Source organism: Flammeovirga sp. OC4 (assembly GCF_000812565.1).
Lineage (GTDB): Bacteria > Bacteroidota > Bacteroidia > Cytophagales > Flammeovirgaceae > Flammeovirga.
The window spans coordinates 14,190-39,980 of the sequence record NZ_JTAM01000007.1; the positions used below are offsets into that span (position 1 = coordinate 14,190).

General features: G+C 33.4%; 22 protein-coding genes. 11 read left to right on the forward strand and 11 right to left on the reverse strand.

The window, feature by feature from the left end; genetic code table 11:
- Window positions 1-28: 28 nt before the first annotated feature.
- On the reverse strand, window positions 29-2,308 hold the full coding sequence (locus PL77_RS07475) for a 7TM-DISM domain-containing protein (RefSeq protein WP_044203414.1): 2,280 nt from the start codon (window positions 2,306-2,308) through the stop codon (window positions 29-31).
- A 173-nt stretch (window positions 2,309-2,481) separates the two neighbouring features.
- On the opposite strand from PL77_RS07475, the gene PL77_RS07480 reads away from it, so the two are divergent.
- The 4 genes from PL77_RS07480 to PL77_RS07500 all read left to right on the forward strand — a co-directional run bounded on the left by PL77_RS07480 (window position 2,482) and on the right by PL77_RS07500 (window position 6,382).
- Window positions 2,482-3,690 (forward strand): hypothetical protein, encoded by a 1,209-nt coding sequence (locus PL77_RS07480; RefSeq protein WP_044203417.1) that lies wholly within the window; start codon window positions 2,482-2,484, stop codon window positions 3,688-3,690.
- Window positions 3,677-3,982, forward strand: coding sequence for a hypothetical protein (locus tag PL77_RS07485; RefSeq protein WP_044203420.1), 306 nt, complete (start codon window positions 3,677-3,679; stop codon window positions 3,980-3,982). The genes PL77_RS07480 and PL77_RS07485 overlap by 14 nt, the downstream gene beginning before the upstream one ends.
- A 573-nt stretch (window positions 3,983-4,555) precedes the next feature.
- Window positions 4,556-5,080, forward strand: a complete 525-nt coding sequence (locus PL77_RS07495; protein ID WP_082026444.1) for a DUF4442 domain-containing protein — start codon at window positions 4,556-4,558, stop codon at window positions 5,078-5,080.
- A 627-nt stretch (window positions 5,081-5,707) separates the two neighbouring features.
- Window positions 5,708-6,382, forward strand: a complete 675-nt coding sequence (locus PL77_RS07500) for a DNA alkylation repair protein (protein ID WP_044203422.1) — start codon at window positions 5,708-5,710, stop codon at window positions 6,380-6,382.
- A gap of 37 nt (window positions 6,383-6,419) precedes the next feature.
- Here the strand turns inward: PL77_RS07500 and PL77_RS07505 are convergent, their stop codons facing one another.
- Both PL77_RS07505 and PL77_RS07510 read right to left on the reverse strand, forming a co-directional pair.
- On the reverse strand, window positions 6,420-7,223 hold the full coding sequence (locus PL77_RS07505) for a 3'-5' exonuclease (protein WP_044203423.1): 804 nt from the start codon (window positions 7,221-7,223) through the stop codon (window positions 6,420-6,422).
- 187 nt (window positions 7,224-7,410) lie between these two features.
- Complete coding sequence (locus PL77_RS07510) at window positions 7,411-9,246, reverse strand: hypothetical protein (RefSeq protein WP_052444245.1); 1,836 nt, start codon at window positions 9,244-9,246, stop codon at window positions 7,411-7,413.
- 338 nt (window positions 9,247-9,584) lie between these two features.
- Here PL77_RS07510 and mtaB point away from each other — a divergent pair, with 338 nt between their 5' ends.
- The gene (gene mtaB, locus PL77_RS07515; RefSeq protein WP_044203425.1) at window positions 9,585-10,904 is read left to right on the forward strand and encodes a tRNA (N(6)-L-threonylcarbamoyladenosine(37)-C(2))-methylthiotransferase MtaB; all 1,320 of its coding nucleotides are present in this window, start codon (window positions 9,585-9,587) and stop codon (window positions 10,902-10,904) included.
- Between the two features lie 75 nt (window positions 10,905-10,979).
- Here the strand turns inward: mtaB and dnaN are convergent, their stop codons facing one another.
- Complete coding sequence (gene dnaN / locus PL77_RS07520; protein ID WP_044203427.1) at window positions 10,980-12,110, reverse strand: DNA polymerase III subunit beta; 1,131 nt, start codon at window positions 12,108-12,110, stop codon at window positions 10,980-10,982.
- Between the two features lie 18 nt (window positions 12,111-12,128).
- Entirely contained in the window at window positions 12,129-13,097 is a 969-nt protein-coding gene (trpS, locus tag PL77_RS07525) for a tryptophan--tRNA ligase (protein WP_044203429.1), read from the reverse strand.
- A gap of 291 nt (window positions 13,098-13,388) precedes the next feature.
- Here trpS and PL77_RS07530 point away from each other — a divergent pair, with 291 nt between their 5' ends.
- On the forward strand, window positions 13,389-13,916 hold the full coding sequence (locus tag PL77_RS07530) for a gamma carbonic anhydrase family protein (RefSeq protein ID WP_044203431.1): 528 nt from the start codon (window positions 13,389-13,391) through the stop codon (window positions 13,914-13,916).
- A 77-nt stretch (window positions 13,917-13,993) separates the two neighbouring features.
- Here the strand turns inward: PL77_RS07530 and PL77_RS07535 are convergent, their stop codons facing one another.
- Complete coding sequence (locus PL77_RS07535) at window positions 13,994-14,341, reverse strand: 4Fe-4S dicluster domain-containing protein (RefSeq protein ID WP_044203433.1); 348 nt, start codon at window positions 14,339-14,341, stop codon at window positions 13,994-13,996.
- A gap of 417 nt (window positions 14,342-14,758) precedes the next feature.
- Here PL77_RS07535 and PL77_RS07540 point away from each other — a divergent pair, with 417 nt between their 5' ends.
- Both PL77_RS07540 and PL77_RS32455 read left to right on the forward strand, forming a co-directional pair.
- Window positions 14,759-15,691, forward strand: coding sequence for a hypothetical protein (locus PL77_RS07540; RefSeq protein WP_156152286.1), 933 nt, complete (start codon window positions 14,759-14,761; stop codon window positions 15,689-15,691).
- Window positions 15,692-15,765: 74 nt separating this feature from the next.
- Window positions 15,766-15,900: a hypothetical protein gene (locus PL77_RS32455; RefSeq protein WP_255516167.1), complete on the forward strand. Its 135-nt coding sequence runs from the start codon at window positions 15,766-15,768 to the stop codon at window positions 15,898-15,900.
- Window positions 15,901-16,063: 163 nt separating this feature from the next.
- On the opposite strand, the gene PL77_RS07545 is transcribed toward PL77_RS32455, so the two are convergent.
- A complete protein-coding gene (locus PL77_RS07545) occupies window positions 16,064-16,987 on the reverse strand; it encodes a DUF3078 domain-containing protein (protein WP_044203436.1) in 924 nt (307 codons plus the stop codon).
- 308 nt (window positions 16,988-17,295) lie between these two features.
- Here PL77_RS07545 and PL77_RS07550 point away from each other — a divergent pair, with 308 nt between their 5' ends.
- From PL77_RS07550 to PL77_RS07560, 3 genes are all read left to right on the forward strand, one after another.
- Window positions 17,296-17,751 carry a thioredoxin family protein gene (locus PL77_RS07550; RefSeq protein ID WP_052444246.1) on the forward strand — a complete coding sequence of 152 codons (456 nt, stop codon included), beginning with the start codon at window positions 17,296-17,298 and terminating at the stop codon, window positions 17,749-17,751.
- Window positions 17,752-17,811: 60 nt separating this feature from the next.
- On the forward strand, window positions 17,812-19,938 hold the full coding sequence (locus PL77_RS07555) for a carboxy terminal-processing peptidase (RefSeq protein ID WP_052444247.1): 2,127 nt from the start codon (window positions 17,812-17,814) through the stop codon (window positions 19,936-19,938).
- Between the two features lie 219 nt (window positions 19,939-20,157).
- Window positions 20,158-21,276 (forward strand): GNAT family N-acetyltransferase, encoded by a 1,119-nt coding sequence (locus PL77_RS07560; protein WP_044203438.1) that lies wholly within the window; start codon window positions 20,158-20,160, stop codon window positions 21,274-21,276.
- A 54-nt stretch (window positions 21,277-21,330) separates the two neighbouring features.
- On the opposite strand, the gene PL77_RS07565 is transcribed toward PL77_RS07560, so the two are convergent.
- The 4 genes from PL77_RS07565 to PL77_RS07580 all read right to left on the reverse strand — a co-directional run bounded on the left by PL77_RS07565 (window position 21,331) and on the right by PL77_RS07580 (window position 24,791).
- Complete coding sequence (locus PL77_RS07565) at window positions 21,331-21,942, reverse strand: PH domain-containing protein (RefSeq protein WP_044203440.1); 612 nt, start codon at window positions 21,940-21,942, stop codon at window positions 21,331-21,333.
- Window positions 21,943-22,036: 94 nt separating this feature from the next.
- Complete coding sequence (locus PL77_RS07570; RefSeq protein ID WP_044203442.1) at window positions 22,037-22,708, reverse strand: D-alanyl-D-alanine carboxypeptidase family protein; 672 nt, start codon at window positions 22,706-22,708, stop codon at window positions 22,037-22,039.
- A gap of 104 nt (window positions 22,709-22,812) precedes the next feature.
- Complete coding sequence (gene gap, locus PL77_RS07575) at window positions 22,813-23,814, reverse strand: type I glyceraldehyde-3-phosphate dehydrogenase (protein ID WP_216595892.1); 1,002 nt, start codon at window positions 23,812-23,814, stop codon at window positions 22,813-22,815.
- 374 nt (window positions 23,815-24,188) lie between these two features.
- On the reverse strand, window positions 24,189-24,791 hold the full coding sequence (locus PL77_RS07580; RefSeq protein ID WP_044203446.1) for a sigma-70 family RNA polymerase sigma factor: 603 nt from the start codon (window positions 24,789-24,791) through the stop codon (window positions 24,189-24,191).
- Between the last annotated feature and the right edge of the window lie 1,000 nt (window positions 24,792-25,791).

The window sequence follows — 25,791 nt, forward strand, 5'->3', positions numbered from 1 at the left end:
TGATTCTTTAAGATATTTATACAATATTTTATGGTTTTATTTTAACTCCCATAAGTAATATATCGTCAATTTGTTTTCCTGTAGAATTTTTATTTGCATTTACCCATGATTCATAAAAGTTTTCTAAAGCGATCTTTTGTTGGTCCATAGGTTTCGAAGCGACCATAAGAATTAGCTCTCTTAATCTTTTGCTGGAGATTTTACGATCATTTTCTCCTCCAAATTGATCTTGGTATCCATCAGAGAAAAGGTAAAATGAAGTTGTCGTTTTTAAAGAAATGATGTGCTCTTTGATATTTAATTTTTTATTGCAAGAGCCCAGACTCAAACGTTCACCTTTTATATTATAAATAGTATTATTCTGTACAAAGACTAAAGGCGTATGTGCTCCCGCAAAGTGCACTTTCTGATTAGCCTTATCCCAAACGATTACACCCATATCCATACCATCTCTAATACTAGTGCTTTCATCGATTTGTAACATATTGTGAAGGCTAGCATTCATTTCTAATAGAATACGAGCAGGAGAAGTAATACCTCTCAGTTTTACAATCTGTTGTAAGAATCCATCACCAATCATTGACATCATAGCACCGGGAACACCATGACCAGTGCAGTCCGCAACGATAAGAATCGATTTATTTTCGGCTTCATTCTCATAGGTCCAGTAGAAGTCTCCAGATACAACATCTTTTGGTTTATACATTAAGAAATACTCTTCCCAAACCTTACTTAGAGTTTCATCAGCAGGTAAAATAGCATTTTGAATACGCTTTGCATAATTGATACTATCTCTGAGGTTTTTGGTAGTTCTTTCTATTTGAATATTCTTCTGTTCTACCATATCCCTTTGGGCTGCAATTTCTTCGTTTTGTTGCTCTAGCTCATCATTCTTTTCATTCATGGCGTTATTCAGTGATTGTAGTGTCTCTGATTGTGCCATGATTTCCTCATTCTTCGAAACAAGCTGAGTGGCTTGTGTTTCTAATTCTTCTTTTTGTTCCTCAAGTTCAGCTGTAGCATTTTGAAGCTCCAAAGTTCTTTCAGTGACTTTTACTTCTAATGTTGCTTTGGCATCCGCTTCCATTTGAAGCATCTGCTTAATCGCAACATTCTTTTCTTCTCGGTAAATGGCATATTTTTTACTCAAAGCTGTAAATAATAGGGTGACCATAATTACATCTCCATATTCCAAAATCCTTGAAGTAAGAAGGTTGTCAGGAATTACACCTTTCATTCTACCTACAAAAAGTAAAAGTGCAGTAAGATATATACTAAATGAGGCAATGTAATAGCTTGCAAATCGATTGCCTTTTACATAAGAGGTAATACCTACACCTAGAGAAAGCATCGTAAATGGAATCGAAGTTCCCGTTACAATTTGAATAGCCGTGTAATAGGGTAAAAATATTGCTCCAAAAATGGCGATAACACCAATAGCTAAACCTCCATAGTTGAGTTTATGTGCAATCGGTGAGAGTCTTTTGAGCCTTAAAAAGTATAAGTTAAAACACGAGACACCCACCATCCATATACCAATAGATAAAGGCGTAATTTTATTTGCCAAGTAAATATTGTTAGGGAATAGGAATTGGAAAGTATGCCCTGATAATGAAAACGTAAATAAAATTTTGGCAATAATTGGAATCGGAAAAATCAGGTAACTGATATCTTTCGTTGGAAGGTAGGTAATGAGACCTAAAACAGCCATCATTAATAAGATTCCGAAAAATAAACCGAATCCAACTTCATATTTAGAATTAATCTCCGCAAACTTCCAAGGGCGGTACAATCGCATAGGAATTTTAACAGAACCATCCGTTTTTACTTTTAAATACATACTTGTCACACCTTCTCCTTCCACTTGTAATGGAAATACATAGTTGTGATGTTGAATTGGTCGGTGGTTGAAACTTACATGATCTCCTGTTGCTACATGATCAATCAATTTTCCATCTTTTACCACATAGTAGTCCACAAAATCCAGAGGTGCATAGTTTACCTCCAAGAGCCAGTCGGGCTTCATTGTTTTCTTTTCATTCTCAATATCAACTCTTACCCAATAGGTAGATTGACCGTATTCAAAACTGACATAAGAACTATTGTCCCATTCTGTAAACTTTGAAAAGGTTGGACTTGAAATTTGAGAAAAGTCCATAGTGTTTGTCGGATCAATATAAAAGTAAGCTTTTGAAGCAGCATTCACATAAGGTTTTGATTCCTCTAAAGTGAGTTTGTGTTCATTTATGCCTGCTAGTAAATTGACTGCATAAAGCGTAGCTATGCATGAGAATAAAAACCTAAGCATATCAATTATGATGAGTTTTAAAAAGTCTAAACAGAAAAATTGGCTTATTAATTTTTTTACAAGATCATAATAACATTTAACAATACCAATAAATAATTTGATTATTTTAACTTTGAGTAGAGAGATTAACAAACCATCTTGTTTGATTATTTGTATTTATATCCCTTAAATGTATGAAGATAAAAGGTGATTTATGGCTGTTTAACCCTCATTGTGAGCTGTCTATACTTAAAGAACAGCAACATTATACCCCACCTAAGATGATAAAAAAAGTGCAAAATGACCTTTCTGTATTGTTAGCATGGTTAGTAGGTGATGGTGATAGTGTTTTGATCGAAAAGCAAGTGGTAAATAAGGCTTGGAAGGAATTATTGCATAGTGTTGTGGGAATTGATTTTAAATTTGTAACCTCTAAAGAGGTAAAAGAGAGTAAAATTGCTTTTAATGCAGTGAAGTCATGGGGTAAATCACCTAGTTTAGTTTCAGATTTTCATTTTTTACCTCCCAAATACCAGCAATTCTACGAATGGAATCGACAACTTAAAGATGTTTTTCATAGGCAATTTGGATACAATATTTTGACCTATATCATTGATAACGAAGTGAATAGAGCTATTTCTAGCACCAGGATTGGTAAGTTTTGTCTTGATTATCAGGAAGTTGTCAACGAAATAGAGAATGTGTTTATTAAAAATTCGTTCGGTGTAATAATGAAACTTCCTTATAGTTCTTCTGGAAGAGGGATATTAGTACTCAAAAGAAATGAAATAACTCCAAGTGTTCAGAAATGGATTGAAAGTGCTCTTAATCAACAAGGTAGTGTTTTGGTGGAGCCTTTACTAGAAAAGGAATTTGATTTTTCTTTGTTATTCAAAAAGCATAATAATACAATTGAATTTTTGGGAGGGTCATCTTTCTTGGCGGGGTTGACTGGACAATATTATGGGTCGGGTTTAAATACTTTTCGTAGTTATTTTTCAGATCTTGAGTGGGAAAGTATTATGAAGATTATAACACTGATAAAAACTAAATTAAAAGATGAAAAACGGTTAGAAGGCCATTTTGGAATCGACGCATTGGTGTTTAAGGGGGCTAATGGAGAAAGGTTTATTCATCCATGTGTAGAAATTAACCCAAGATACACCATGGGGCATGTAACATTAGGCTTACAAAAAGCAGTGCCATTGCATAAGAAAGCCGAGTGGAGAATTGTGACAAAACACGAAGTGACTGACTTTGTAGCTTTCCAAAAGGAAATGGAGCAAAAACATCCACTTTCAATTCATCTCAATAAAGTTCAATCTGGATTTTTACCTTTAGTAGATGTAAATTTGGTACAAAATTATTATGCTTACCTTTTAGTGGAAGATGAAGAAATATAGATTAAAGCTAACAACATTGGAATTTCGCTTTTTGCAAAGCATTTTGATTCGATTAGCCGAGGCCTACAAAAATAATCTGCCTGATAATATTGCACATCAAATTCTTATAGAATTATATGAAAGCCGATTCAATGTGTCAGTGGTAGATCAAAATTTAGAAAAGACATTGGTCTTGAACCGTTCTGTGGTATTGGCATTTCATCAATTTTTGAATGAGATTCCATTATCAGGTGATGCAGATTTATTGAGAAATCAATTATTCAATCAGTTTGATGTCTTTTTACAAAGTTAAGAGGTACTTTCCGAAAATAAATTGTAATGTATAAGGGAGGGAGTAATATAGTTTTTCTTCTGTAGAGAGAAGGGAAAGCCCTTCATCTCTATTATCATTTAGGTTATATGCTATTGATAAAGCAAATAGACATATTTAATGTTATTGGATTAATAACTATAGAACCGATAGAAATCCAGCCCATTCTGAGCCATAGCCCTCTGTTACTTGAGTATAGAAATACATATCAATTGAAATCAGGCCTACGATAATCAATCCTAAGGTGATAAAAGCATTCTTTACTAACATCTTACTTAAAAATACTTTGTAACATTTAATGATAATAGCAATGTTGGCAATAACTAAATAGAGTGTAATATAGGGAGCCATATTAGTTTTATTCGTGAAACATATTTTAAAATCATATACGTCGAGAGTGAAAAAAGTTAGGTTATTTTAATTAATAAACTTAAATGAATATTTATTCAATACCGTTATTTAAGGTTGTTATGATATGGAAAGTTTTGTTTATTGATTATATTGTGAAACAAATCATTCATTATTACCAATAAACACAACACTTTAGACGCAGAAATGAATACATTAGAGACCCATCATTCTAAAATAGAATTGACTGCAGGGCAAAAAGCTTTTTCACGAAAAATGCTAAGTCCTTTTAAGTTTAAACTATTTACAATGACACAGGTGCCACTTGGTTTTATAGCAGGGATGAAGCTTATTGAATTAGATGGAAACCAATGTTCTACTACACTTCCTTATAAGTTTTTGAATAAGAACCCTTTTAAGTCAACTTATTTTGCTGCACAAAGTATGGCCGCGGAATTGTCAACAGCAGCTTTAGGAATGTTACACCTCAATGAACACCTAAAGAAAATTGCTTTCATCATTGTTGATATGGAAGCTGAGTTTCTGAAAAAAGCAGTCGATAAAGTTACTTTTGTATGCAAAGACGGTCACTTGGTTAAGGAAGCAATAGAGAAAGCATATGAGACAGGAGAGGGGCAGATTGTGAAAATGCAAACGATAGGAACAATGCCAGATGGGACGGTAGTTTCTAAATTTCATTTTACATGGTCCTTTAAATCTAGAAAACGATAAAAAATGAATGCACTTCTTAATGGAGTGCATTTTTTATTGCATTGTAAATTACGTTATCGTCAACTTTAAATTAGCCTTTCTACAAGCATTTATAGGATCTACTTCCAAGCTCTAATATCGCAAGTGTTAAGCCGATAGGCGTCACTTGTGATGATATATTGGCGAAGTCTCCCGACTTCGATATGAATGAAAGTGTGGTATTTTTTATCGAAGTCGGGAGACTTTACCAATGAGTAGTTCCAAGTGACGCTCACGCTTAACACTTGAAACATCGTTCTTAATGATGGACGAAAGTATATTTTGAAACTATTATAATAGAATTGTGATAAACTCTACTAGCATCAAAAATTTTTGGACAAAAAAAAGCAGATCATTATTGATCTGCTTTTTTTAGTGTTGTGTGTGCGATTGTGTGTTTCAAACATCAAGATTATATTTCTACAATCTCGATTAGCATTGTGTGTTATTACTATGTTGTTTATCGGTAGTACAAATATTGCAAAAGTGTATTTAATACGCAAATTATAAATGTATTTTTTACAATTAAGTTGATATTTTAACATTTGATAACATATATAGTCCAAAAACTAGTGTAAAATTGAAGTTTACAACGAAAATACCTTATTTATGAGCGAATATATTACAACTTTAGAAGCCGTATTCGAAGAGCATCGTAATCATGAAAGAGCTTTGCAGCAGAAAGCATATATGAGAAATCAGTTTGAATTTTATGGTTTGACCTCTCCAATTCGAAAAGAGCTACAAAAGCCATTTCTCCAAAAAGACTATTTACCCACAAAAGAGGAAGCTTTTGAAATCATTGCAATTTTATGGAGCAAACCTCAGAGAGAATTCCAGCTTTTTTGTTTAGATCTTTTGGATAAATACAAAAGACAATACACGGAGGATGATATTGCTTTTTTAGAAAATTTGATTTGTCAAAAATCTTGGTGGGATACTGTAGACTTTTTAGCCTATAAACAAGTAGGGGCTTTATTGAGAAAATATCCATCAATGCAAAAATCATGTTCTCAGCGTTGGTTAGTGTCGAATAATATATGGTTGCAAAGAACTGCCGTATTGTTTCAATTGAAATACAAATCAGATCTTGATACAAATTTGCTGGTGGGAAATATTACTCCACTATTAGGGTCCAAAGAGTTTTTTATTAATAAAGCTATCGGTTGGGTATTGAGAGAATATAGTCGTACCAACCCTGAGTGGGTCATGGAATATGTAGCGACCGAGGTCAAACTAAGTAATTTGAGTAAGAAAGAAGCCTTGAGGTTACTCGAAAAATAAAAGGTCAACACCCTGAAGTATTGACCTTAAATATTATCTATGAAAACTGACTTTTTAATCGTAATTGAGTCAACTTATTTTTAGTGTCTAACGCAAAATCGTTGTTGATGATCCAGTCATAATAATGAGGATCTTTTTTCAATGTTTCTACCACAGATTTGCCTTTGTATTTACCAAAGTTGAAAATGGCATCTCCTTCATTGTTCAAAACCATTCTCCCTGCAAAATCGACCAAATTACTTGCCGTAAGATCATGAAGTGCGTTCATATCGTTTTTAACAGGCTCATAATCTTTGCCATGTTTATCCTTGATGGTAACGCCTTCATAATGTTTTACTTGTGCATCAATAACATCTAATGTTGCAATGGTATCGGCTTCAGCTGAATGTGCATCTTCCAATTCTCTACCACAATAAAACTTTAAAGCGGCCCCTAGAGTTCTAGGTTCCATCATGAAGAAGATTTTTTGAGCATCAACAATTTTTCTATTACTGAAATCAAACTCAATCCCTGCTCTTAGGAACTCTTCTGTCAAAACGGGTAAATCAAAGCGAAGCACATTATAACCACCGATATCACATCCTTTCATAAAAGCGGCAATTTCTTTAGCAATTTGCTTGAATGTAGGTTTATCTTTAATGTCATCATCATAAATACCATGAATTTTACTAGATGACGATGGGATATGACATTCAGGGTTGACTCTGTGGGTTTTCACTGTTCTGTTTCCATTGACATCTGCCTTAACCATGGAGATTTCAATGACTCTATCTTTTGTAACATTAGTACCTGTAGTTTCTAAATCAAAGACCACTAATGGGTTACGTAAATTCAAATTCATTCTCTGTATTTCTTGTCTTTAGATGTTTTAAAAATACGAATACAAAACTAATTGACATTCATTCTTTGTGATGTAGTGAAGGTTTCTGACATAAAAAGGTGAGATCAGTATTGAGTGTCCTTTTACAGTCAAAATTTCATGAAAGAATTACTTGTGAATTACTTTTGGTTAAGTACTTACTAAAAAATTATTTTTGAAGCCACTGTCTATATAAAAGTTGTTGTTCTTTGGTTGGATTTTCTTCTTTATAAAAGACGTCATACTCCTTTTCTTCTAAAATATGTGTTTTTGACTTCAAATTTATAGTTTTCCCATTTCTTCTTATTTGGAGTTTCAATTTAGGAAATTTTTCAGGGTGATTAATGTAATTATTCATTAAATCCCCAATATTTTCCATAGTAACGGGAGTATTATTCATTTTCAATAGAACATCACCAATTTGATAGCCCATTTGCTTCCCAAAATCGTCCATGTCAACGGTGTCTTCTATAAATATTTCATCATTGTCATTGATGGAAATTCCTATGTTTCCAAAGGTACCGAAAGTACTTATCTCCTCCGGAAGGTATTTAATACCTACTTTATCGAAAGTTTCAGTATACGGGAAAGGGCCTGATGACGCGACGTATTGATTTAGAAATGTTGTGGCTTCCGGGATACCAGATATACTATCGATGATATGAAATAATTGATCATCTTTGAAAGCACGGTCTGATCCAAATGTACTACTGAGCTCCAACATCAAATCTCTTAAATTATATTTTCCTTTGCTGTTTTCAATCAAGATCAAGTCTAAGGCCAAACCAATTAAGGCTCCTTTTTGATAAACATTTCCGTATTGACTACTGTGTTCGTCAAGGCATTTTAAACTTAATTCAGTGAAGGCTAGATCATCTTCATAAGTGGACTTAGCAGTTAAGATTTTTCCTCTAAGTGCATCCAAATAAGCCTCCTCATCAATCACTCCATTTTGAACTAAAGCTAGCCCCGCAAAGTATTCAGTGACACCTTCATAAAGCCACAAATGCTTGGACATTTTGGGATCAAGGTAGTCGAAATCTGCTATTTCTTCGGAATGAATACTCAAAGGTGTGATGATGTGAAAAAACTCATGTGCAGCAATCTCTTGTATTACAGGGAGAAGTATTGCGGGGTTTTCTTCAGGAAGAAAGTAAAAGGAACAATTCCAATGTTCCAGTGCCCCCATAGCACCTGAATTGCTAGGTTTGTCTGTCAAGTAGATGAGGAATGAATAGTGATCTGTAGGCATTTGATTTTTTAAGAAAACTTTTTGAGCTTCTAAAACATCAATTAATTTCTGACCTACTAAATCAGCATTGAGTTTTTTATTAGGGGAATAAATACTTACAAATACTTTGGTAGCACCAATATTCAAGGTAATCGTATCTGCTTCAGTGTAAATGATTGGATTGTCTACTAACCTATGATAATTAATTACATCAAAATGATCCGTTATGGAATCACTTTCAATTTTATGAAGTGCACTACCTCCAAATAGGTGCTGAGGTCTTTTGATTTCTATATGAAAGGGGCTTTTTTCTAATCCATCAAAGTATCCAAAAAAACCATGATTATTGATGACAAAAACATCAGGTTCTTCAATATTGGTCCCTGCAGGTTCAAATACCTTATTGGGCATCATTGTGTCCCAAGTGTCGTCCACGGTGTATTGAATAGTGGCGAGTTGGGTAATATCAATGATTTTGTATTGATTGTCGTTGAGTTTTTGGACTTCTAAAAGTTCTCCATCTTTATCAAATGCCTTTAAATTGGATATGAACCTACCAAAGTCATATACTTTATAAGTTCCGGGAACTATAGCAGGAAATTGAAAAATAGAGCTGTTAGGAGGAGTGTTTACTGTGAGCTCAACCTCAACCTTATCATTTTCTACTTTATTTAAATCTAATTTATAACGGTATTGAAACGTTTTCTCTTGTGCAAAACAGGGTGCATGACAAAAAAATAAAAAAAGAAGTAGTATTAGTAAGTAATTCTTCATTCCGAAATTTATAACATAGGACTATTAGAGTATACACATGCCTCAAAAACCTCAATAACAGTGATTTTTGCTTGTAAACACACTTTGCAAGGCATAAAGTTTCCAAATTTAATAAAGTCTGAAAATTATTATTAACACTCTCCCTAATTTCTGTCATATTTAGTATTAAATATTTGACATTGAATTATTTTAATTTGAATTAACATACGTTCGTCTATTAATTTCCAAATCAGTAACATTCTCCGTACTTTTGTAACCTTTAAAAAAATAAGTACAAGCCAAAATTTATCTAAAGTAACTCAAGTGAGTTGTTTATAGGTGATTAACAGTCTGTTAGTATGAGAAAAGTTGCGTTTTACACGCTTGGTTGCAAGCTGAACTTCTCGGAGACATCTACTATAGGTCGTCAGTTTGAGGAAAAAGGCTACAAGAAAGTTGAATTTTCGGATACACCCGATATATATATTATAAACACTTGTTCTGTTACTGATAATGCAGATAAGAAGTGTCAGAAGATTGTGCGTGAGGCAAAAAAGATTGCTCCCAACTCTTATGTGGCAATCATTGGCTGCTATGCACAATTAAAACCTAAAGAAATTTCTGAATTAGAAGGAGTCGATGCCGTATTGGGTGCTGCTGAAAAATTCAGATTATTAGAGCTTTTGGATGGTTTTGTGAAAGATGAGGCTCCAAAAGTTTTAGCAACAGAAATCAAAGAAACAAAAGAGTTTGTTTCCGGTTATTCAATGAATGATCGTACAAGAACCTTCTTAAAGGTTCAAGACGGTTGTAATTATAAATGTTCTTTCTGTACGATACCATTAGCAAGAGGTAAATCAAGAAGTGCTACTATTGCTGATATTATCAAAAATGCAGAGGAAATTGCTGCAACTGATACGAAAGAAGTAGTATTGACAGGTGTGAATATTGGTGATTTTGGTATCATTGATGGAAGACGTCAGGAAAGATTGATTGATCTTTTAAAGGAGTTGGATAAAGTAGAGGGAATTGAAAGATTTAGAATTTCATCTATTGAACCAAACTTATTGGATGAAGAGATCATTGAATTCTGTGGTCAGTCAGACAAGTTTGTGCCTCACTTCCATATTCCATTACAATCGGGTTCTGATAAGATGTTGGAATTGATGAGACGTCGTTACAGAACGGATTTATATAAATCACGTATCACTGAAATCAAATCTCAAATGCCTGATGCTTGTATCGGTGTGGATGTGATCATTGGTTTCCCTGGTGAAACGGAAGAAGATTTCTTGGATACTTATAACTTCTTGAATGAATTGGACGTGGCTTACCTTCATGTATTTACGTATTCTGAAAGACCAAATACAGATGCAGTACATATGGATGGTGTCGTTCCTAAAGCTGAAAGAGCAAAACGTTCGAAGATGTTGAGAATCTTGTCAGACAAGAAGAAAAGAGCATTCTACGAATCTCAAATCGGTACGCAACGTACAGTTTTATTCGAGCATGATATTGAAGAAGGAAAAATGTTTGGCTTCACTGAAAACTATGTGAGAGTAGAGGCGAAATATGATCCAGCTTTAGTCAATGAATTAAAACAAGTAGAATTAGTGCAGGTCAATGATCAAAACATTGTGGAGATCAAGGAACCAGAAATCGTTTACGAGAAGCATTAATTTTTTACTTAGATATAAAAAAATCCTCTTTCCATTACGGGAAGAGGATTTTTTGTGTTTAATACTTTCTTACAACTAGTAAGAAAAATTGTGAAGCATGATTGGCATCACAAGCATTAGAATATTTTCGTTCTCATCTTGATCTTCAGGAACAATCAATCCAGCCATACCCGGCTCAGATAATTGTAAAGTAATACGATCTGAAGCGATGTTGTTTAAGATTTCAATTAAGAATTTAGCATTAAAACCAATTTCTAAATCTTCACCATCGTGCTCACAGAATAAACGCTCTTTTGCTTCATTAGAGAAATCTAAATCTTCAGCAGAAACGAATAACTCATTGTCTTGGATCTTAAAACGTACTTGGTTCGTTGTTTTGTTTGCATAAATAACGATACGCTTCAAGCAACCCAATAACGCTTGACGATCTAAAGTGATATGGTTAGAGTTGTTTAATGGAATTACGTTCTCATAATCAGGGAAACGCTCATCAATTAAACGGGCAATCAACTTCATGCTACCAAAAGTAAACACTGCGTATTGCTCATTGAACTCTAAAGTAATATCTAAAGATTCTGAAGGAAGAATATTTTTCAATTGAGTTAATGCCTTTTTACCCATAATAATAGGAGACATCACACCATTTACTTGAATATCGTTTCTTCTGTATCTTACTAATCTATGAGAATCTGTCGCCACAAAATCAGAGTGCTCTTCCGTTAAGTTGAAGAATACACCGTTCATGTTAGGCTTCATGTCATCATTACTAGTCGCAAATAAAGTGTACCCAATCGCATCTGCCAATGCTTCACTTGTCATTGACAAAGTGTTTGACATTTGAAGATCAGGATTAGTAGGGTAGTCCTCTGCGTTTTCACCTGCTAACTTATAACGACCATTATCTGAACTGATTTCGATAGTATACGTTTCAAAATCAATTGTAAATGTAACTGGTTGCTCTGGTAAGTTCTTTAATGTATCCGTCAACATTTTAGCTGGGATCGCAACATTACCATCAGAGTTGGCCTCAACATTTACTTCAGAAATAATTGTAGTCTGCATATCCGATGCAGTAATTCTCAATAAACCACCTTGAATTTCAAACAAGAAATTCTCAAGGATAGGCATAGATGGGTTATTTGGGATAACACCATTCAACATCTGAATTTGCTTCAGAATTGTAGATGTGGATGCAATAAATTTCATTATCTTTTTCTTCTATTTTTAGAAACCAACTTTTTGACGAACTTCCTCCAGCTTCTTCAAAGCAATTGCTTTTGCTTTTTCTTCTCCAATGCTAAGTTCTTTTTCCAACTCATCAAGGTTTGACATGTAGTAGTCAAACTTCTCTCTTGCTTCAGCGTATTTTTCCAAGATAAGGTTCAATAAGGCAGTTTTTGCATGACCATAGCCATAGTTACCACCTGTATAGTTATTTCTCATCTCTTCAATTTGCTCTTCAGAAGCAATCAATTTATACAAAGCAAATACATTACAAGTATCAGGATCCTTTGGATCTTCTAATGGTAATGAATCTGTTTGGATTTTCATCACTTGCTTTTTCAACTGTCCTTTTGGTAAGAAAATATCAATTACGTTTCCGTATGACTTACTCATTTTACTACCATCAGTACCAGGTATTGTCATAATCTCTTCGTCGATTACAGCTTCCGGCATTACGAAAGTTTCACCGTATTGACGGTTGAAAGCAGAACAGATGTCTCTTGTAATCTCAATATGTTGCTTCTGATCTTTACCTACAGGTACTTTTTCAGCATCATACAACACGATGTCAGACGCCATTAATACAGGGTAAGTGAAAAGTCCTGCATTGACATCTGATAACTTGTCAGATTTATCCTTAAATGAATGCGCATTAGCTAACATCGGGAAAGGTGTTAAGCAGCTTAAGTACCACGTTAACTCACAAACCTGAGGAATCTTCGATTGTCTATAGAAAACATTCTTTTTAGTGTCATAACCCAAAGCCAGCCATGCAGCTGCAGTAGCATACACGTTATTTTTTCTTTCTTCTGCATCTTTGATGGTTGTCATCGAGTGCAAATCAGCAATAAAAAGGAACGCCTCGTTATCGTCTGACTGTGAAAGTTCAATTGCAGGTTGGATTGCACCTAAAACATTTCCTAAATGTTGTCTTCCAGAGCTTTGTACTCCTGTTAGAATTCTTGCCATGTTTAATGTCTGACTAGTCTAAATTTTTGTCATTAATTTAATGTGCGAAATTAACAAAAAAATACTCCAACAAAAACTAAATACTTCACAACATTGAGCTTTCTTTTTGAAAAAAATATTGTAAGAATAATTATCGTATTGATTCGCTCCCCAAAACAAAGCCTTTTTCGATTGAAATAGTAATTATTATTAAATAATGCTAAGAATATATGTCTATTGTGATGAGTGACTTTAAACATTGTTCTTCATTAAGCAGACTTATTACCTTTAAGTACTAAAAAAGAAAAAAGTATGGCATTAATAAAAAAAGTAAAAGGTGTAGCTCCAGTAATTCCTGAGAGCTGTTTTCTAGCAGACAATTCAACCGTAGTTGGTGAAGTAATAATGGGTGAGGAGTGCAGTGTATGGTTTAGTGCTGTTGTAAGAGGTGATGTAAATAAAATCACTATTGGAGATAAATGTAATATCCAAGATGGAGCAGTAATCCACGCTACCTATCAAACTTCAGCAACAACTTTAGGCAATAATGTCTCTATTGGTCATAATGCTTTAGTACACGGTTGTACTATCCATGACAATGTATTAGTAGGAATGGGAGCGATTGTAATGGACGATGCAGTAGTAGAGGAAAATGTGCTTATTGCAGCAGGTGCAGTAGTATTACAAAATGCACGATTGGAATCAGGTTACCTTTATGCAGGTATTCCGGCGAAGAAAATCAAACCATTGGATGATAAACTGAAAGCAGTTTTTGAAAGAACAGCCAACAATTATGTAATGTACAGCAGCTGGTTTGACGAAGAGCAGTTAGAAAGATAAGATATTAAAAAAAGGGTTTCATATCTGAATTTATGAAACCCTTAATTTATTGTAACGATTAAGAAAAAGTGAAATTCTTATTCGTCATGAAGCCATTCTTTTTTGGCTAATAATTCGTCTTCAGATTCTCTGTAGTCTGGATCGTCAACACAACAGTCTACAGGACAAACCGCTGCACATTGTGGTTCCTCATGGAAACCGATACATTCTGTACATTTGTCAGGAACGATGTAGTAAAACTCATCCGATACAGGTTCTTGCTCTTCTTCACCGTCAATTGCTGATCCGTCTTCCATCTCAACAGAAGTAAGGGAAGTTCCCTCGCCCCATGACCAATTTACACCACCTTCATAAATTGCTGTATTTGGACATTCTGGTTCGCACGCCCCACAGTTGATGCACTCGTCTGTGATAATAATCGCCATATTGTTTTTCTATTTTAAAAAAGAGTCAATCGGTTAGTGGTTCGCTAACATCAAAGCTGATTTGACATCTTTGTTTGTTTACTATTTCAATCATATCAACATTCTTAGTGATGATATGTTTTACAAATTTGCATCTTGTATTTACAAAAAACAATAGCTAAGGGATTTCAAAGGCGAAAAACTATGGTAAAAAGGGTGTGTTATTATTAAAAATTATAATTAAATAACAAAAAGTTATAACGGCTTATATTTAACGTATCTTGGTCAAGTACAAATGTAAATAGTACTTTTTAAAGGGTCTTTTGTGAAAATAATCGGTTTTGGAACTTTTTTAGTAACATATATTTACAATTTAATTTTAAAATCGTTAATATTAGTTATCATAAATTTTAACTAATGTTTAAACTTAATGCTACTATGATTAAATTAAGAACCTTATTCCTATTAGTCCCATTTATAGCATTATTCTCATGTTCTGATGAGGAAAGTAGCGGACCCATTTATAACACTCTACCAGTAGCTGCTGATTGTAAATTAGCTTCTTATACTTATGTGGAGTCAATTGACAGTGCTAATGTAAACTTTCTGAGATATGAGAACACTGAAACCTATACTTATGAGAGTGAATTGCTAAAAACTTACCGTGATGATGTGAATTACAGTTTCATCGATACTACAGGTCAACGTCAAGAGCAATCTGGTTTTATAGTGTATGATTTTGAGTATTCTGGAACTGAACTTGTTTCAGTGCAGAATAATGGTCAAGAACTATTGGGAATTAGAAATGTCGATGGGAGACCATATATCTTGTTTGCTGAGGCAAGTTCAGGAGGACAAATTGAATTTGTAATGGAGTATGACGATCAAAACCGATTAAAATATGTGTATAACAAGGAAGATCAAGGTGGGGAAATTTCTACCATCTCACACTATGAAATGATATATGATGAACAAGGTAATATCGTTGAATTTAGCTTAACTGCAGCCAATGGAACAAAGGAGCTCATTAATGATTTTCAATATAATAGTACAATGAAGAATCCATATCAAGGACTAATCTTCTTTATTATTTCACTATTTGAAACATCATTTGAAAATGATGGTATGTTTTTCGGTGATGCATCTAAACTAAGTCCTGGTATGGCACAATTCTATCGATTAAGCATCTATAACTACCAAACAGAAAGATATGAAAGATCTCAATACGTAGAGACGGATGATTTTGATGAAGATATGACGTATACTACAAATGAAAATAATTATCCTAAGACGGGTAGTAAGACGTTTAATTTTGCTCCAGGTATAATTACATCAGTAAACGAAACTTACACTTATACCAATTGTGATTAATTTTATAGCTGTTTGTATTACTTTAAATTAAGTGTTATAATTACGGTATACACTTGAACTATCGTATTACTACTATGGAATTATTCATTGGCATTATTCTTATCTCAATGCCTATATTATTTGCAATAGGATTATTGACTTTCATGATGACTGGACCAAAGGATCAACAGGATATTGTTTCGGAATATAATGAGGCTAACAATGAGTAGCCTATTCAAGAAGATATCTGTATGAGACTAATAATAATCCAAAAAGGGATATCACTATAGATGATATCCCTTTTTTAGTATTATTTAGAGCTAAATTCAATTCATCATCAAAAGATGAAATTTTCTATAAAGTATAATTTCTTCATATAATAATAAGAGTAAATTATTCCTTAGAGATACCAAGTCGATAGACTAAGCCAATATTTAAAGCATGTTTAAACTGTATGTCTTGACCTTGTGTTCCATCATTTCTGGTTACAACTACATCTGGGTCATAGATTAACTGACTTGTAAAGTTCACATTCATAAATTTGTTGACTTTCATATCAATCGTTAAATCCCAGTTGACAACCCATTCGGTTAATCGGTCATATTGAGCGAACATATTGTAAATTGATTTTAGGGTTACGTTTTTAACGATTTCCTTATCGAACCCTACCTTTACGTTCATACCAAGTTGATCTCTGAGTTGTTGTCCAGCATCTAAACCATATCTCTCTGAGAAAACAGTATCTCTTACAAAGGTCATACGATTGGCTACAGGAGAGTAAGTGATATAAGCATATTTTACAGGCGTATAAGTAATACCAACATTGAGGTTCAAATAACCTGGAGCAAGAAAGTCTGAAATCTGAATTTCTTGTTCTACACCATTTGCATCATTTTTATACTCATATCCCTTTGCAAATTGAGTTCTAAAGTCACCTGCAGCGGTAAGAAGTACTTTTTCATGCCATTTGTAACTGTAATCTGCACCAAGGTTAAGTTGGTCATCTGTTTTCTTAAATGGAAATCTGCTATTGGATTGATTGATGAGGCCAAAAGCCAAATCAGTGTAAAGACGAGTGATAGCTCTATCAGTTTCTCGAATCGCTTTGTAATTCAAGAGGCCTCCAAATGAGTATGAACTTTCACCACCACCGGACCAATTGACGAGGCCTACATTTGAAAAGTTTAAACCTACTTGTAAACCATGTTTCCATTTCTTTGGAGGAGTGACAGAAGTAGAATCCTGTGCTGTAAGCGAAAGTGTTGAAAAAAGGAACAGAATAAGAAAGACTAAATTTGTTTTTTTGGTTTTCATCATAAAAAATGATTGAGAAATTAAAATAAAATTGAAGATTTTTTAGAATCTAATTAATAGTTAAATACTATCTCCATTGGAGATTATGCAAAAGTAGAAATCTTGAACATAAATATTGTAAGAATTGATGTTTTATACTTAATAAAATTTGTCATCTCCTCTGCCAAATAAGTTAAATTTGTGTACTAGATTAAAGGTTTTAGATGATTTCTAAAAGATCTTTAAAATTAAAACAGTATAAAGAAATAAATAAAAAATAACGTCGATTAAAAATTTCTTCATATATTTCATAATCATCTCCGTTAATTAATATGAACAAGATATCAATTATTCTTTTAATAGGATTCGCTGTAGTTTTTAGTTATTCATTTAAAACTTTGAAAGTCAAGGGTGAAATAAGTTGGAAGTCAGCAGATGAAGCTATAGCTTCTTCAGTAAAAGATGGAAAACCAATTTTTATTGACGTGTACACTGATTGGTGTGGTTGGTGTAAGATTTTAGATAAAAAGACTTTTCAAAATAGTGATGTAGTAGATTACGTATCGGACAACTACCATGCAGTAAAACTCAATCCTGAGAAAGATGGTTCATTTCAATTTAAAGGAAAGGATTATACCAATGAGTCATTTGCTTTGTCACATGATGTAAACAGTTACCCCGCAATAATTGTTATACACCCAAAAGGTAAAGAAAAAGTTTATGTTGGTTATAGAGATTCTAAAAGTTTTTTAGAAATTTTAAAAAAATATAAACGTCAAGTTGATTAGATTTATAGTTTGAAAAATTATACCCATTTTAAAGAAATAAAATAACGAGAATAATTTAGGATGATAAACAGAAAAAAAGCACTCATTTTACCTGTACTTTTAGTAGGGTTGGGATTATTTGGGTTTTCATTATTAGCAAGGATAGAAGCTCCAGAAGATAGCGATAAAAACGCAATAAAAAGAAGTCTATTATTTACAGCCTTAAAACAGATGCACTATAACAGTGTAGAAATAGATGACGATTTTAGTGAAAAGGCTTATGATCAATATTTAAAAAATTTAGACCCGAACAAACGATATTTTCTGAAAAGTGATATTAATAAGTTCAATAAATCTAAAGATAAATTAGACGACGAAATTAAAAACAATTATAATACTGAATTATACGAACTTTCAGTTTCTATTTTTAATCAAAGAAGACAAGAGGTAGAAGAGATTACTGCTGATATTCTTTCTAAGCCATTTGATTTTAAAAAGAAAGAAGAAATTCTTTTTGATAGAGACGAGATGAACTTTCCTAAAAATGAAAAGGAAAGATACGATCGTTGGAGAAAGTCATTGAAGTATGCGGCTCTTTTAAGAATGAATTCGAAGTTGAAAACTGAAGAATCAAAGAAGGAAGATGCAGAGAAGAAAGGAGAAGATTACACTCCTATGAGTTATGAAGAGATTGAAGCAGACGTAAGAGAAAAAGTATTGACCAATTATAAAGATGTGTTTGATTATATGAGAAAGCAAGATGAGGAAGATCATTATGCTTTGTATATCAACTCAATGATCTCTATTTATGGTCCACATACAGAATATTTTCCACCAGAAAGAAAAGAACAGTTTGATACCGAAATCTCAGGTCACTTTGAAGGGATTGGTGCAAGATTACAACAAACTGGAGGAGAAGTGAAAGTGGTAAGTATCATCACGGGTAGTGCTTCATGGAAACAAGGTGATTTAGAAGCAAATGATTTTATCCTTAAAGTAGCTCAAGGTGAAGAAGATCCCGTAGATATTTCTGGTATGTCATTAAAAAATGCCATTAAGTTAATCAAAGGGCCAAAAGGTACAGAAGTTCGTTTGACGGTAAGAAAAACTGATGGTAGAATTGTGGTTATTCCAATTATCAGAGATGTTGTAGTGATTGAAGAATCTTATGCTAAATCAGCGGTTATTGAAGATAAGCAATCAGGTAAGAAAATTGGTCTGATTCATTTACCAAGTTTCTATGTAGACTTCCAAGACCGAAACGGTAGATCAAGTGGAAAAGATGTTTACCAAGAAATCAAAAAACTAAAAGCTCAAAATGTTGACGGTATTGTTCTTGACTTAAGAAATAATGGAGGTGGATCACTTGGTGATGCTGTTGAAATGGTGGGTCATTTTGTAGGCAGAAGCCCAGTGGTACAAGTGAAGAGTAAAATCTCTGGTTCTAAAACTTTAAAACCTGAAACAAATAATATTGAGTACGATGGTCCATTGGTAGTAATGATCAATAGAATGTCTGCCTCAGCTTCAGAAATCGTTTCTGCGGCTTTACAAGATCACGGAAGAGCAGTAATTGTAGGTTCTAACTCTTTTGGTAAAGGAACAGTACAACGCTTTATTGATTTAGATAGAATGTCTCGATTGAATGAATACAAGCCATTAGGTTCATTGAAACTGACAATTCAAAAATTCTATAGAATCAATGGTGGGGCGACTCAAGTAAGAGGCGTAGCACCTGATATTAAACTACCTGATACTTATGCATACTTAGAGGTAGGTGAGGAAGATCTTCCTTATGTGTTGCCTTGGGATGAGGTGGAGCCTTCTAAATACTCAATGTGGCCTCAACAACTTCCAATTGCTGATTTAAAAGCAAAATCGGAGCAAAGAGTTGCAAACAACGATGTATTTAAAATGGTGGAAGAAAATGCATTGCGTTTGAAGAAACAAGATGAAAAGAAATATTATACATTGAATCTTGAAGAGTTTAAAATTGAGCAAAAGAGATTAGATGAGGAATCGAAGAAATTAAGAGAAGCAACAACTACTCATGATGAGTTTGAAGTGACAGTGATGAAAGATCATTACCCAACTTCAAAACCTGATTCAGTGATCGCTAAATCTGCTGAGAAGTGGGAAGAGATCATCAAAAAAGATGAGTATTTGAAAGAAGTAACATTGATTATTTCTGATATGATGGTTCAATAATTGAAATCTTCATTCACCACAAAAAGGTCACATTTCCACTTAGGGAGTGTGACCTTTTTATTTCTTCTTTAAGGTGTTCTCTATTTGTAAATTTTAACCTTAATTTTTTCCAAGAAAATAACTTTTCTATCATATTTTTAACCGATTCAATAAAATGGTTTTTATATTGCACGTCTAAAAATGAATCAACAAAACGAACGATAGGAATAAATATAGATCATGAGTATTGAGATACGTGAAGTAGTAACTAGAAAAGATCAAAAGAAATTTGTAGATATTCAATTTGAGCTTTACAAAGGAAGTGAATTTTGGGTACCGCCAATCAAAAAAGATGAACTTTCCATTTTTGACGAAAACAATCCGTTTGAAAAGTTTTGTGACACTCAATATTGGTTAGCCTATAAGGATGGTAAGTGTGTAGGTAGGATAGGTGCGATCATTAATTCAAAATATAATGAAAAAGCAGATGAGTCTAATGTTCGTTTCACGAGATTAGAGTTTATCAACGATAGAGAAGTTGTTCAAAAATTATTAGAAACAGCTGAAAAGTGGGGTAAAGATAAAGGGATGACAGGTATTGTTGGACCTTTGGGTTTTACGAACCTTGATCATCAAGGGATGATGATTGAAGGGCACGAGCATTTACCTTCGGTAGCTTCAGAATATCACTTACCTTATTATAAAGAGCATTTAGAGGCATTAGGTTATGATAAATTAGTCGACTGGATCGAATTTAGATTAACCCTTGATGAGGAAGTTATTGAAAAAGGTAAAAAAGGTGCTGCTCTTTTGATGAGAAGAACGAAGACCAAAATTATTTCTTTCAATAGTTCTGATGAATTAGTGAGCTACGCTGATGATATTTTTAATTTATTAGGTGAATCTTTTAAGGATCTTTATAGTGTTATTTCTTTTGATCATGAAATGGTAGAATACTATAAAAAGAAATTCTTGAAGTTATTATCCCCTAAATATGTAAAAGTATTAATGTCTGAGGATGATGAAATGATGGGTTTTGTAATTGGAATGCCTTCATTGTCGAAAGCACTTCAGAAAGCAAATGGAAGTATTTGGCCTTTTGGTTGGTATCACATCATGCAAGCGTTAAAGAAAAACGATACTTGTGATTTTCTTCTAACAGCTGTTCACCCAAAATTACAACGTCTTGGGGGCGGGGTGATGCTTGTTGGTGAATTGCAGAAAACGATGCAAGAAAATGGTATTAAGTATTTAGAAACAACAGGAATGTTCGAGACAAATCAGAAAGCGATCCAAAACTGGAAAAACTACGATCATATTCAACATAAGAGAAAAAGATGCTTTACGAAAGCACTTTAATATAGAGCTTAATAAAAAACGGCCAATGAGTAATCATTGGCCGTTTTCGTTGGTTTAGTTGTTGATGTATAAATCAAAAACTTCCGAATAGTCATCTCTGTGGAATTCCTTGTATTTACTAGTTTTCCATGAGAAGATATAATCATTTAATTTCTCAAATTCATCAGCATTCGTGTTGCTTCCTAGCGTACCTTTTAAAGTTTCCATTGCCAATGTTACACTCTCTTGTGATTGAGCAAACGAGTTAAAATCACTATCCTGAAGAGAAGCGATTTTTATTAGACTTTTATAAAGATCTTTAAGTTTTTCGATTTGTTTGCGATCTACATCGATACTGAAAGCTTTATCACCAAGTCCAAATTTAATTTCAACGTCTAGGTCAATATTTCCAGCTGTTTCAAGTTTTACGTCTGAGAAGAAATATTTCTTATAAGGGTATCTGTAAAGGGTTCTTCGTGTATTGATTGCAGAAGTACCATCTAGGTGAATCAAAGCTGTATTAGTGAAACAGTATTCGTCTGTTTTTGATTTAATCAAGAAAAAGATTTTTTCTCCATCTTCATGCATGATATAGTCATCTGAGTCTACTTTGTCATAGTCAACAGGATCGATGATTTTACCAATATCACTCAATCCCATGACATCAGAAGCTAGTTTTTTAAACATAATAATTTACGTTTTTGAATTGTGATAAGTACGTTTAATTAGTGCTGAAAGTAATACAATAAATATTTATCAAAAAATATATTTACATTATTAACTATATTTTGCCAAAAGTATGGCTTAGCCTGTTGATCTCAGTATTGATTTCTTTTTGCCATGCACATCTAAACCATTGTGCAGCTTCTTGCCCTACGAATCTCCAGTGCCAGGACTCTTGTCGAATATTTTTTTCTATTCTGAAATAATAGGTAGGTACCCATCCATATTCGAAAGCGTGGTTGAGAAGCCATAGAAACAGCTTTGTGTTTTCTCCTGCATATCTTATGTCTATTGTTGTCAAAAGGTGGTGTTCGGAGTATCCGGGCCTTTCAGCTCTACTTTCTCCATATTTATTGAATACAATTTGTTGTGTTCTCTTATTCCTGTAAGATGATCTTATGTTGATGTGAATATTGTTTTGGAAAGCTGCTTGTTTCATATCCAAGTAAGCCTCGTAGGCAGGGTAGAGGAGTTGATCACCATCAATTTCTTTGTATTGAAAATCTCTGATTTGAATAAAGTCAATATAGTTGAAAGGTACGCCAATGGGCATCCTCATAAAGTCATAGTATATTTTGTTGGGGTTGATATCGATTCCCTCTTTTTGACTGATAAATGTACTTAGGTTTACTCTATATTTCCAGTTTTTTTTGAGAAGTTCGTTTTCACATTCTTGGGCTAATATGGAATGAGAAAAAAAGGTTAAAAGTAAGAAAAGGTATTTTTGCATTTGTAGGAAAAATTGGATCCAAAAAATCTCTACAAATTTGATAATAAAAAAGGGCAAATCCGAAGATTTGCCCTTTATATTTAGACTTGTGTCTACTCTACAAACTATGCGTTGTAGATGTGAGCTACAAGGTCAAGAACTTTGTTAGAGTATCCGATCTCGTTGTCATACCATGAAACAACTTTCACGAAAGTATCAGTTAAAGCGATACCAGCGTTAGCATCAAATACTGAAGTTTGAACTTCACCGATGAAGTCGTTAGAAACAACCATATCCTCAGTGTAACCAAGAACACCTGCTAATTCACCTTCTGAAGCTTCTTTCATAGCTGCACAAATTTCTTCGTAAGTAGCAGCTTTCTCTAAGTTTACAGTTAAGTCAACTACAGAAACGTCTGGAGTTGGAACACGGAATGCCATACCAGTAAGTTTTCCGTTTAATTCAGGAATAACTTTACCTACTGCTTTCGCTGCACCTGTAGAAGAAGGGATGATGTTTTGACCAGCACCACGGCCACCTCTCCAGTCTTTCATTGAAGGACCGTCAACAGTTTTTTGAGTAGCAGTTGTAGCGTGAACTGTAGTCATTAAACCGTCTTTGATACCCCACTTGTCGTTAAGAACTTTAGCGATAGGAGCTAAACAGTTAGTAGTACAAGAAGCGTTAGATACGATATCTTGACCAGCATATTCTTTGTTGTTCACACCCATAACGAACATAGGAGTTGCGTCTTTAGAAGGAGCAGACATAACAACTTTCTTAGCACCAGCAGTGATGTGCTTACGTGCAGTTTCGTCAGTTAAGAATAAACCAGTTGATTCAACAACTACTTCAGCACCTACTGCGTCCCACTTCAAATCTTCAGGGTTTCTTTCAGCAGTTACACGTACAGTTTTACCGTTAACAACTAAGTTACCGTCAACAATTTCAACAGTACCGTTAAAACGTCCGTGAGTTGAATCATACTTTAACATATAAGCCATGTACTCAACGTCGATAAGGTCATTAATTCCTACTACCTCGATATCTTCTCTTTCTACTGAAGCACGAAATACGAAACGTCCGATACGGCCGAAACCGTTGATACCTACTTTAATTGCCATAATTTTATTTAAATATTAAAATTGAATAAATAATTCTTCAAAAGTTGAGAGTTTATGACTCTGACTAACTTTAATTGCCGTGTCACTAACTACATTGCAAACGTACTTACATAGTTTGTCTTGTGGAATGATAAATATCATTATTTGTTGGCAATTTTACCCAAATAGCTACAAAATTTAAGTGTACTAAAAACCTTTATTTCAGTAGTTTATCTTAAAAAATAAAGGGATTACAGATGTATTATTCTGTAATCCCCTTATTATGAATGCAATGCTTTTGTTGTCTTGAAAAAAATACTTTTAATGTTTGGTCTTTAACAAGTTGTTAATTCATTTGACTCAGTAAAACTTATTAACTATATTTTTTTCAACTTTTATTACTTTTTCTTATTTCCAAAAATAAAATCAACAAGATTTCTCACTTCACCGTCTTTATTGGCTTGTTGGAACTTTTTGTAAATCTGAAAATGTCTTTCTGGATCAACATTAAATTTATCTTTTCCTTCCTCTAATTTCTGTTTTGACCTATGGAAAAGTTGTCTACAATGATCTGCTTTTTTTCTTGCGATTTCTGTAATCTCATTGTAGTTCAAATTAAACGCTTCCTTCATTAAGTATACTCCTAATTCAGCATCGTTTAATTTTTTCATCATATTTTTTAAACCTTCAGAAATTTCAGTGGCTTTGTCTGATGACCAATTCTCGATGGGATCAAAATGAAAATTATGGGTAATATTGGCCCAATTATCAACTAGGTGTTCTTTTTTTCTTTTTAATGCTTCAAGATGATTTAAACACGTATTAGTGATAGTCTTGATTAGATAATTCTTAATGTCAGCAATCTTTGATAGATCAACCTTAAGAATTTTGATAAAAGTGTCTTGCACCATATCCTCAGCATCGCTGGCTACTCCAAGTATCCTATAGGCTACGGCATACAATAATGGACGATATTCTGTTATTGCTTGTTCAGCTGACATAGTGGTGGTTACAAATGATAGTTTAAAAATGATTTCATATTTAAGAAATCTTCATTATATCTTATTTATCGCAAATTAATAAAATAAATTTTCCTATTAACTATAAAATTAAATATAAATACTATTTCTAAGATTTATTAAAAAATGAATATTTATTCATTGTTTTGTTATATTGCTGTAACAAAATGTAAAATATTTTACATGGGAAAGTAGAAGGTTTGATAGTAAGGCTATTAAGGTTGCATAAAAAGATTTATATAAAAAAAGAGTTCGAGGAAACCCCAAACTCTTTTCATAACCCAAAAACTAACTATTACTCTTTTCTTATATATCTTTAAATCACTTTAATAGTGATTGCTTTTTCTAACTTACATACAAATAAACGCATATTATATTGTTGATGTTTAGCACTTTAAGTGAATAAGTTTTAATGCTTGAACTTTTTTTTAATCCAATATATTTATTGCATTATAAACTAAATTATTGTCAACTTTCAATCGACCTTTCTACAAGAAATTATAGGATCTACTTTCAAGCTTCTTTCCTTTTCGTTAAGGTTTGTCTTGAAATAAAAAGAAGCAATAAATTCAAGGCTTAGAAGTCAAAAGCTAAATTCCATTTCTCTCGCCTATTGAAAGGATAACCCGATCAAAACTTCATCGCTTTGAGATGCTCAAGCAACAAAATCATTTTTAACGGCTCAAGACATGGAATTCTGAACGCTTTTCCCTTCAAGGCCGAGGGGGTACCACCAAATGATTGTCTGATTAAATGTCAAAAGATAAAGGTTCTATAATAATCTTCTAAAATGGAATGATGTAAGGAAGTTGTATTGCAACGTCCTCACGAACCACCATACACTACTTTTTTTTCATAAAAGAGATTGTATATATCAACGAAAACTTAGTTTACGTTATGTTTTGATTATGTATTAAACGTTTTCAATTTTATTGAGGAGGGAAGAGGGTATAAAAAAAGAGCTTGGAGAATCTCCAAACTC

Bases quoted from the DNA above. Each gene is read 5' to 3' on its own strand.
- PL77_RS07540 (WP_156152286.1), top strand. From the start codon at position 14,759: ATGATTAAATTAAGAACCTTATTCCTATTAGTCCCATTTATAGCATTA.
- PL77_RS07555 (WP_052444247.1), top strand. From the start codon at position 17,812: ATGATAAACAGAAAAAAAGCACTCATTTTACCTGTACTTTTAGTAGGG.
- PL77_RS07545 (WP_044203436.1), bottom strand. From the start codon at position 16,987: ATGATGAAAACCAAAAAAACAAATTTAGTCTTTCTTATTCTGTTCCTT.
- PL77_RS07475 (WP_044203414.1), bottom strand. From the start codon at position 2,308: ATGCTTAGGTTTTTATTCTCATGCATAGCTACGCTTTATGCAGTCAAT.
- PL77_RS07500 (WP_044203422.1), top strand. From the start codon at position 5,708: ATGAGCGAATATATTACAACTTTAGAAGCCGTATTCGAAGAGCATCGT.
- PL77_RS07495 (WP_082026444.1), top strand. From the start codon at position 4,556: ATGAATACATTAGAGACCCATCATTCTAAAATAGAATTGACTGCAGGG.
- PL77_RS07510 (WP_052444245.1), bottom strand. From the start codon at position 9,246: ATGAAGAATTACTTACTAATACTACTTCTTTTTTTATTTTTTTGTCAT.
- PL77_RS07480 (WP_044203417.1), top strand. From the start codon at position 2,482: ATGAAGATAAAAGGTGATTTATGGCTGTTTAACCCTCATTGTGAGCTG.
- PL77_RS07535 (WP_044203433.1), bottom strand. From the start codon at position 14,341: ATGGCGATTATTATCACAGACGAGTGCATCAACTGTGGGGCGTGCGAA.
- PL77_RS07530 (WP_044203431.1), top strand. From the start codon at position 13,389: ATGGCATTAATAAAAAAAGTAAAAGGTGTAGCTCCAGTAATTCCTGAG.
- PL77_RS07570 (WP_044203442.1), bottom strand. From the start codon at position 22,708: ATGCAAAAATACCTTTTCTTACTTTTAACCTTTTTTTCTCATTCCATA.
- mtaB (WP_044203425.1), top strand. From the start codon at position 9,585: ATGAGAAAAGTTGCGTTTTACACGCTTGGTTGCAAGCTGAACTTCTCG.
- PL77_RS07485 (WP_044203420.1), top strand. From the start codon at position 3,677: ATGAAGAAATATAGATTAAAGCTAACAACATTGGAATTTCGCTTTTTG.
- trpS (WP_044203429.1), bottom strand. From the start codon at position 13,097: ATGGCAAGAATTCTAACAGGAGTACAAAGCTCTGGAAGACAACATTTA.
- PL77_RS07580 (WP_044203446.1), bottom strand. From the start codon at position 24,791: ATGTCAGCTGAACAAGCAATAACAGAATATCGTCCATTATTGTATGCC.
- PL77_RS07550 (WP_052444246.1), top strand. From the start codon at position 17,296: ATGAACAAGATATCAATTATTCTTTTAATAGGATTCGCTGTAGTTTTT.
- PL77_RS07505 (WP_044203423.1), bottom strand. From the start codon at position 7,223: ATGAATTTGAATTTACGTAACCCATTAGTGGTCTTTGATTTAGAAACT.
- dnaN (WP_044203427.1), bottom strand. From the start codon at position 12,110: ATGAAATTTATTGCATCCACATCTACAATTCTGAAGCAAATTCAGATG.
- PL77_RS07560 (WP_044203438.1), top strand. From the start codon at position 20,158: ATGAGTATTGAGATACGTGAAGTAGTAACTAGAAAAGATCAAAAGAAA.
- PL77_RS07565 (WP_044203440.1), bottom strand. From the start codon at position 21,942: ATGTTTAAAAAACTAGCTTCTGATGTCATGGGATTGAGTGATATTGGT.
- PL77_RS32455 (WP_255516167.1), top strand. From the start codon at position 15,766: ATGGAATTATTCATTGGCATTATTCTTATCTCAATGCCTATATTATTT.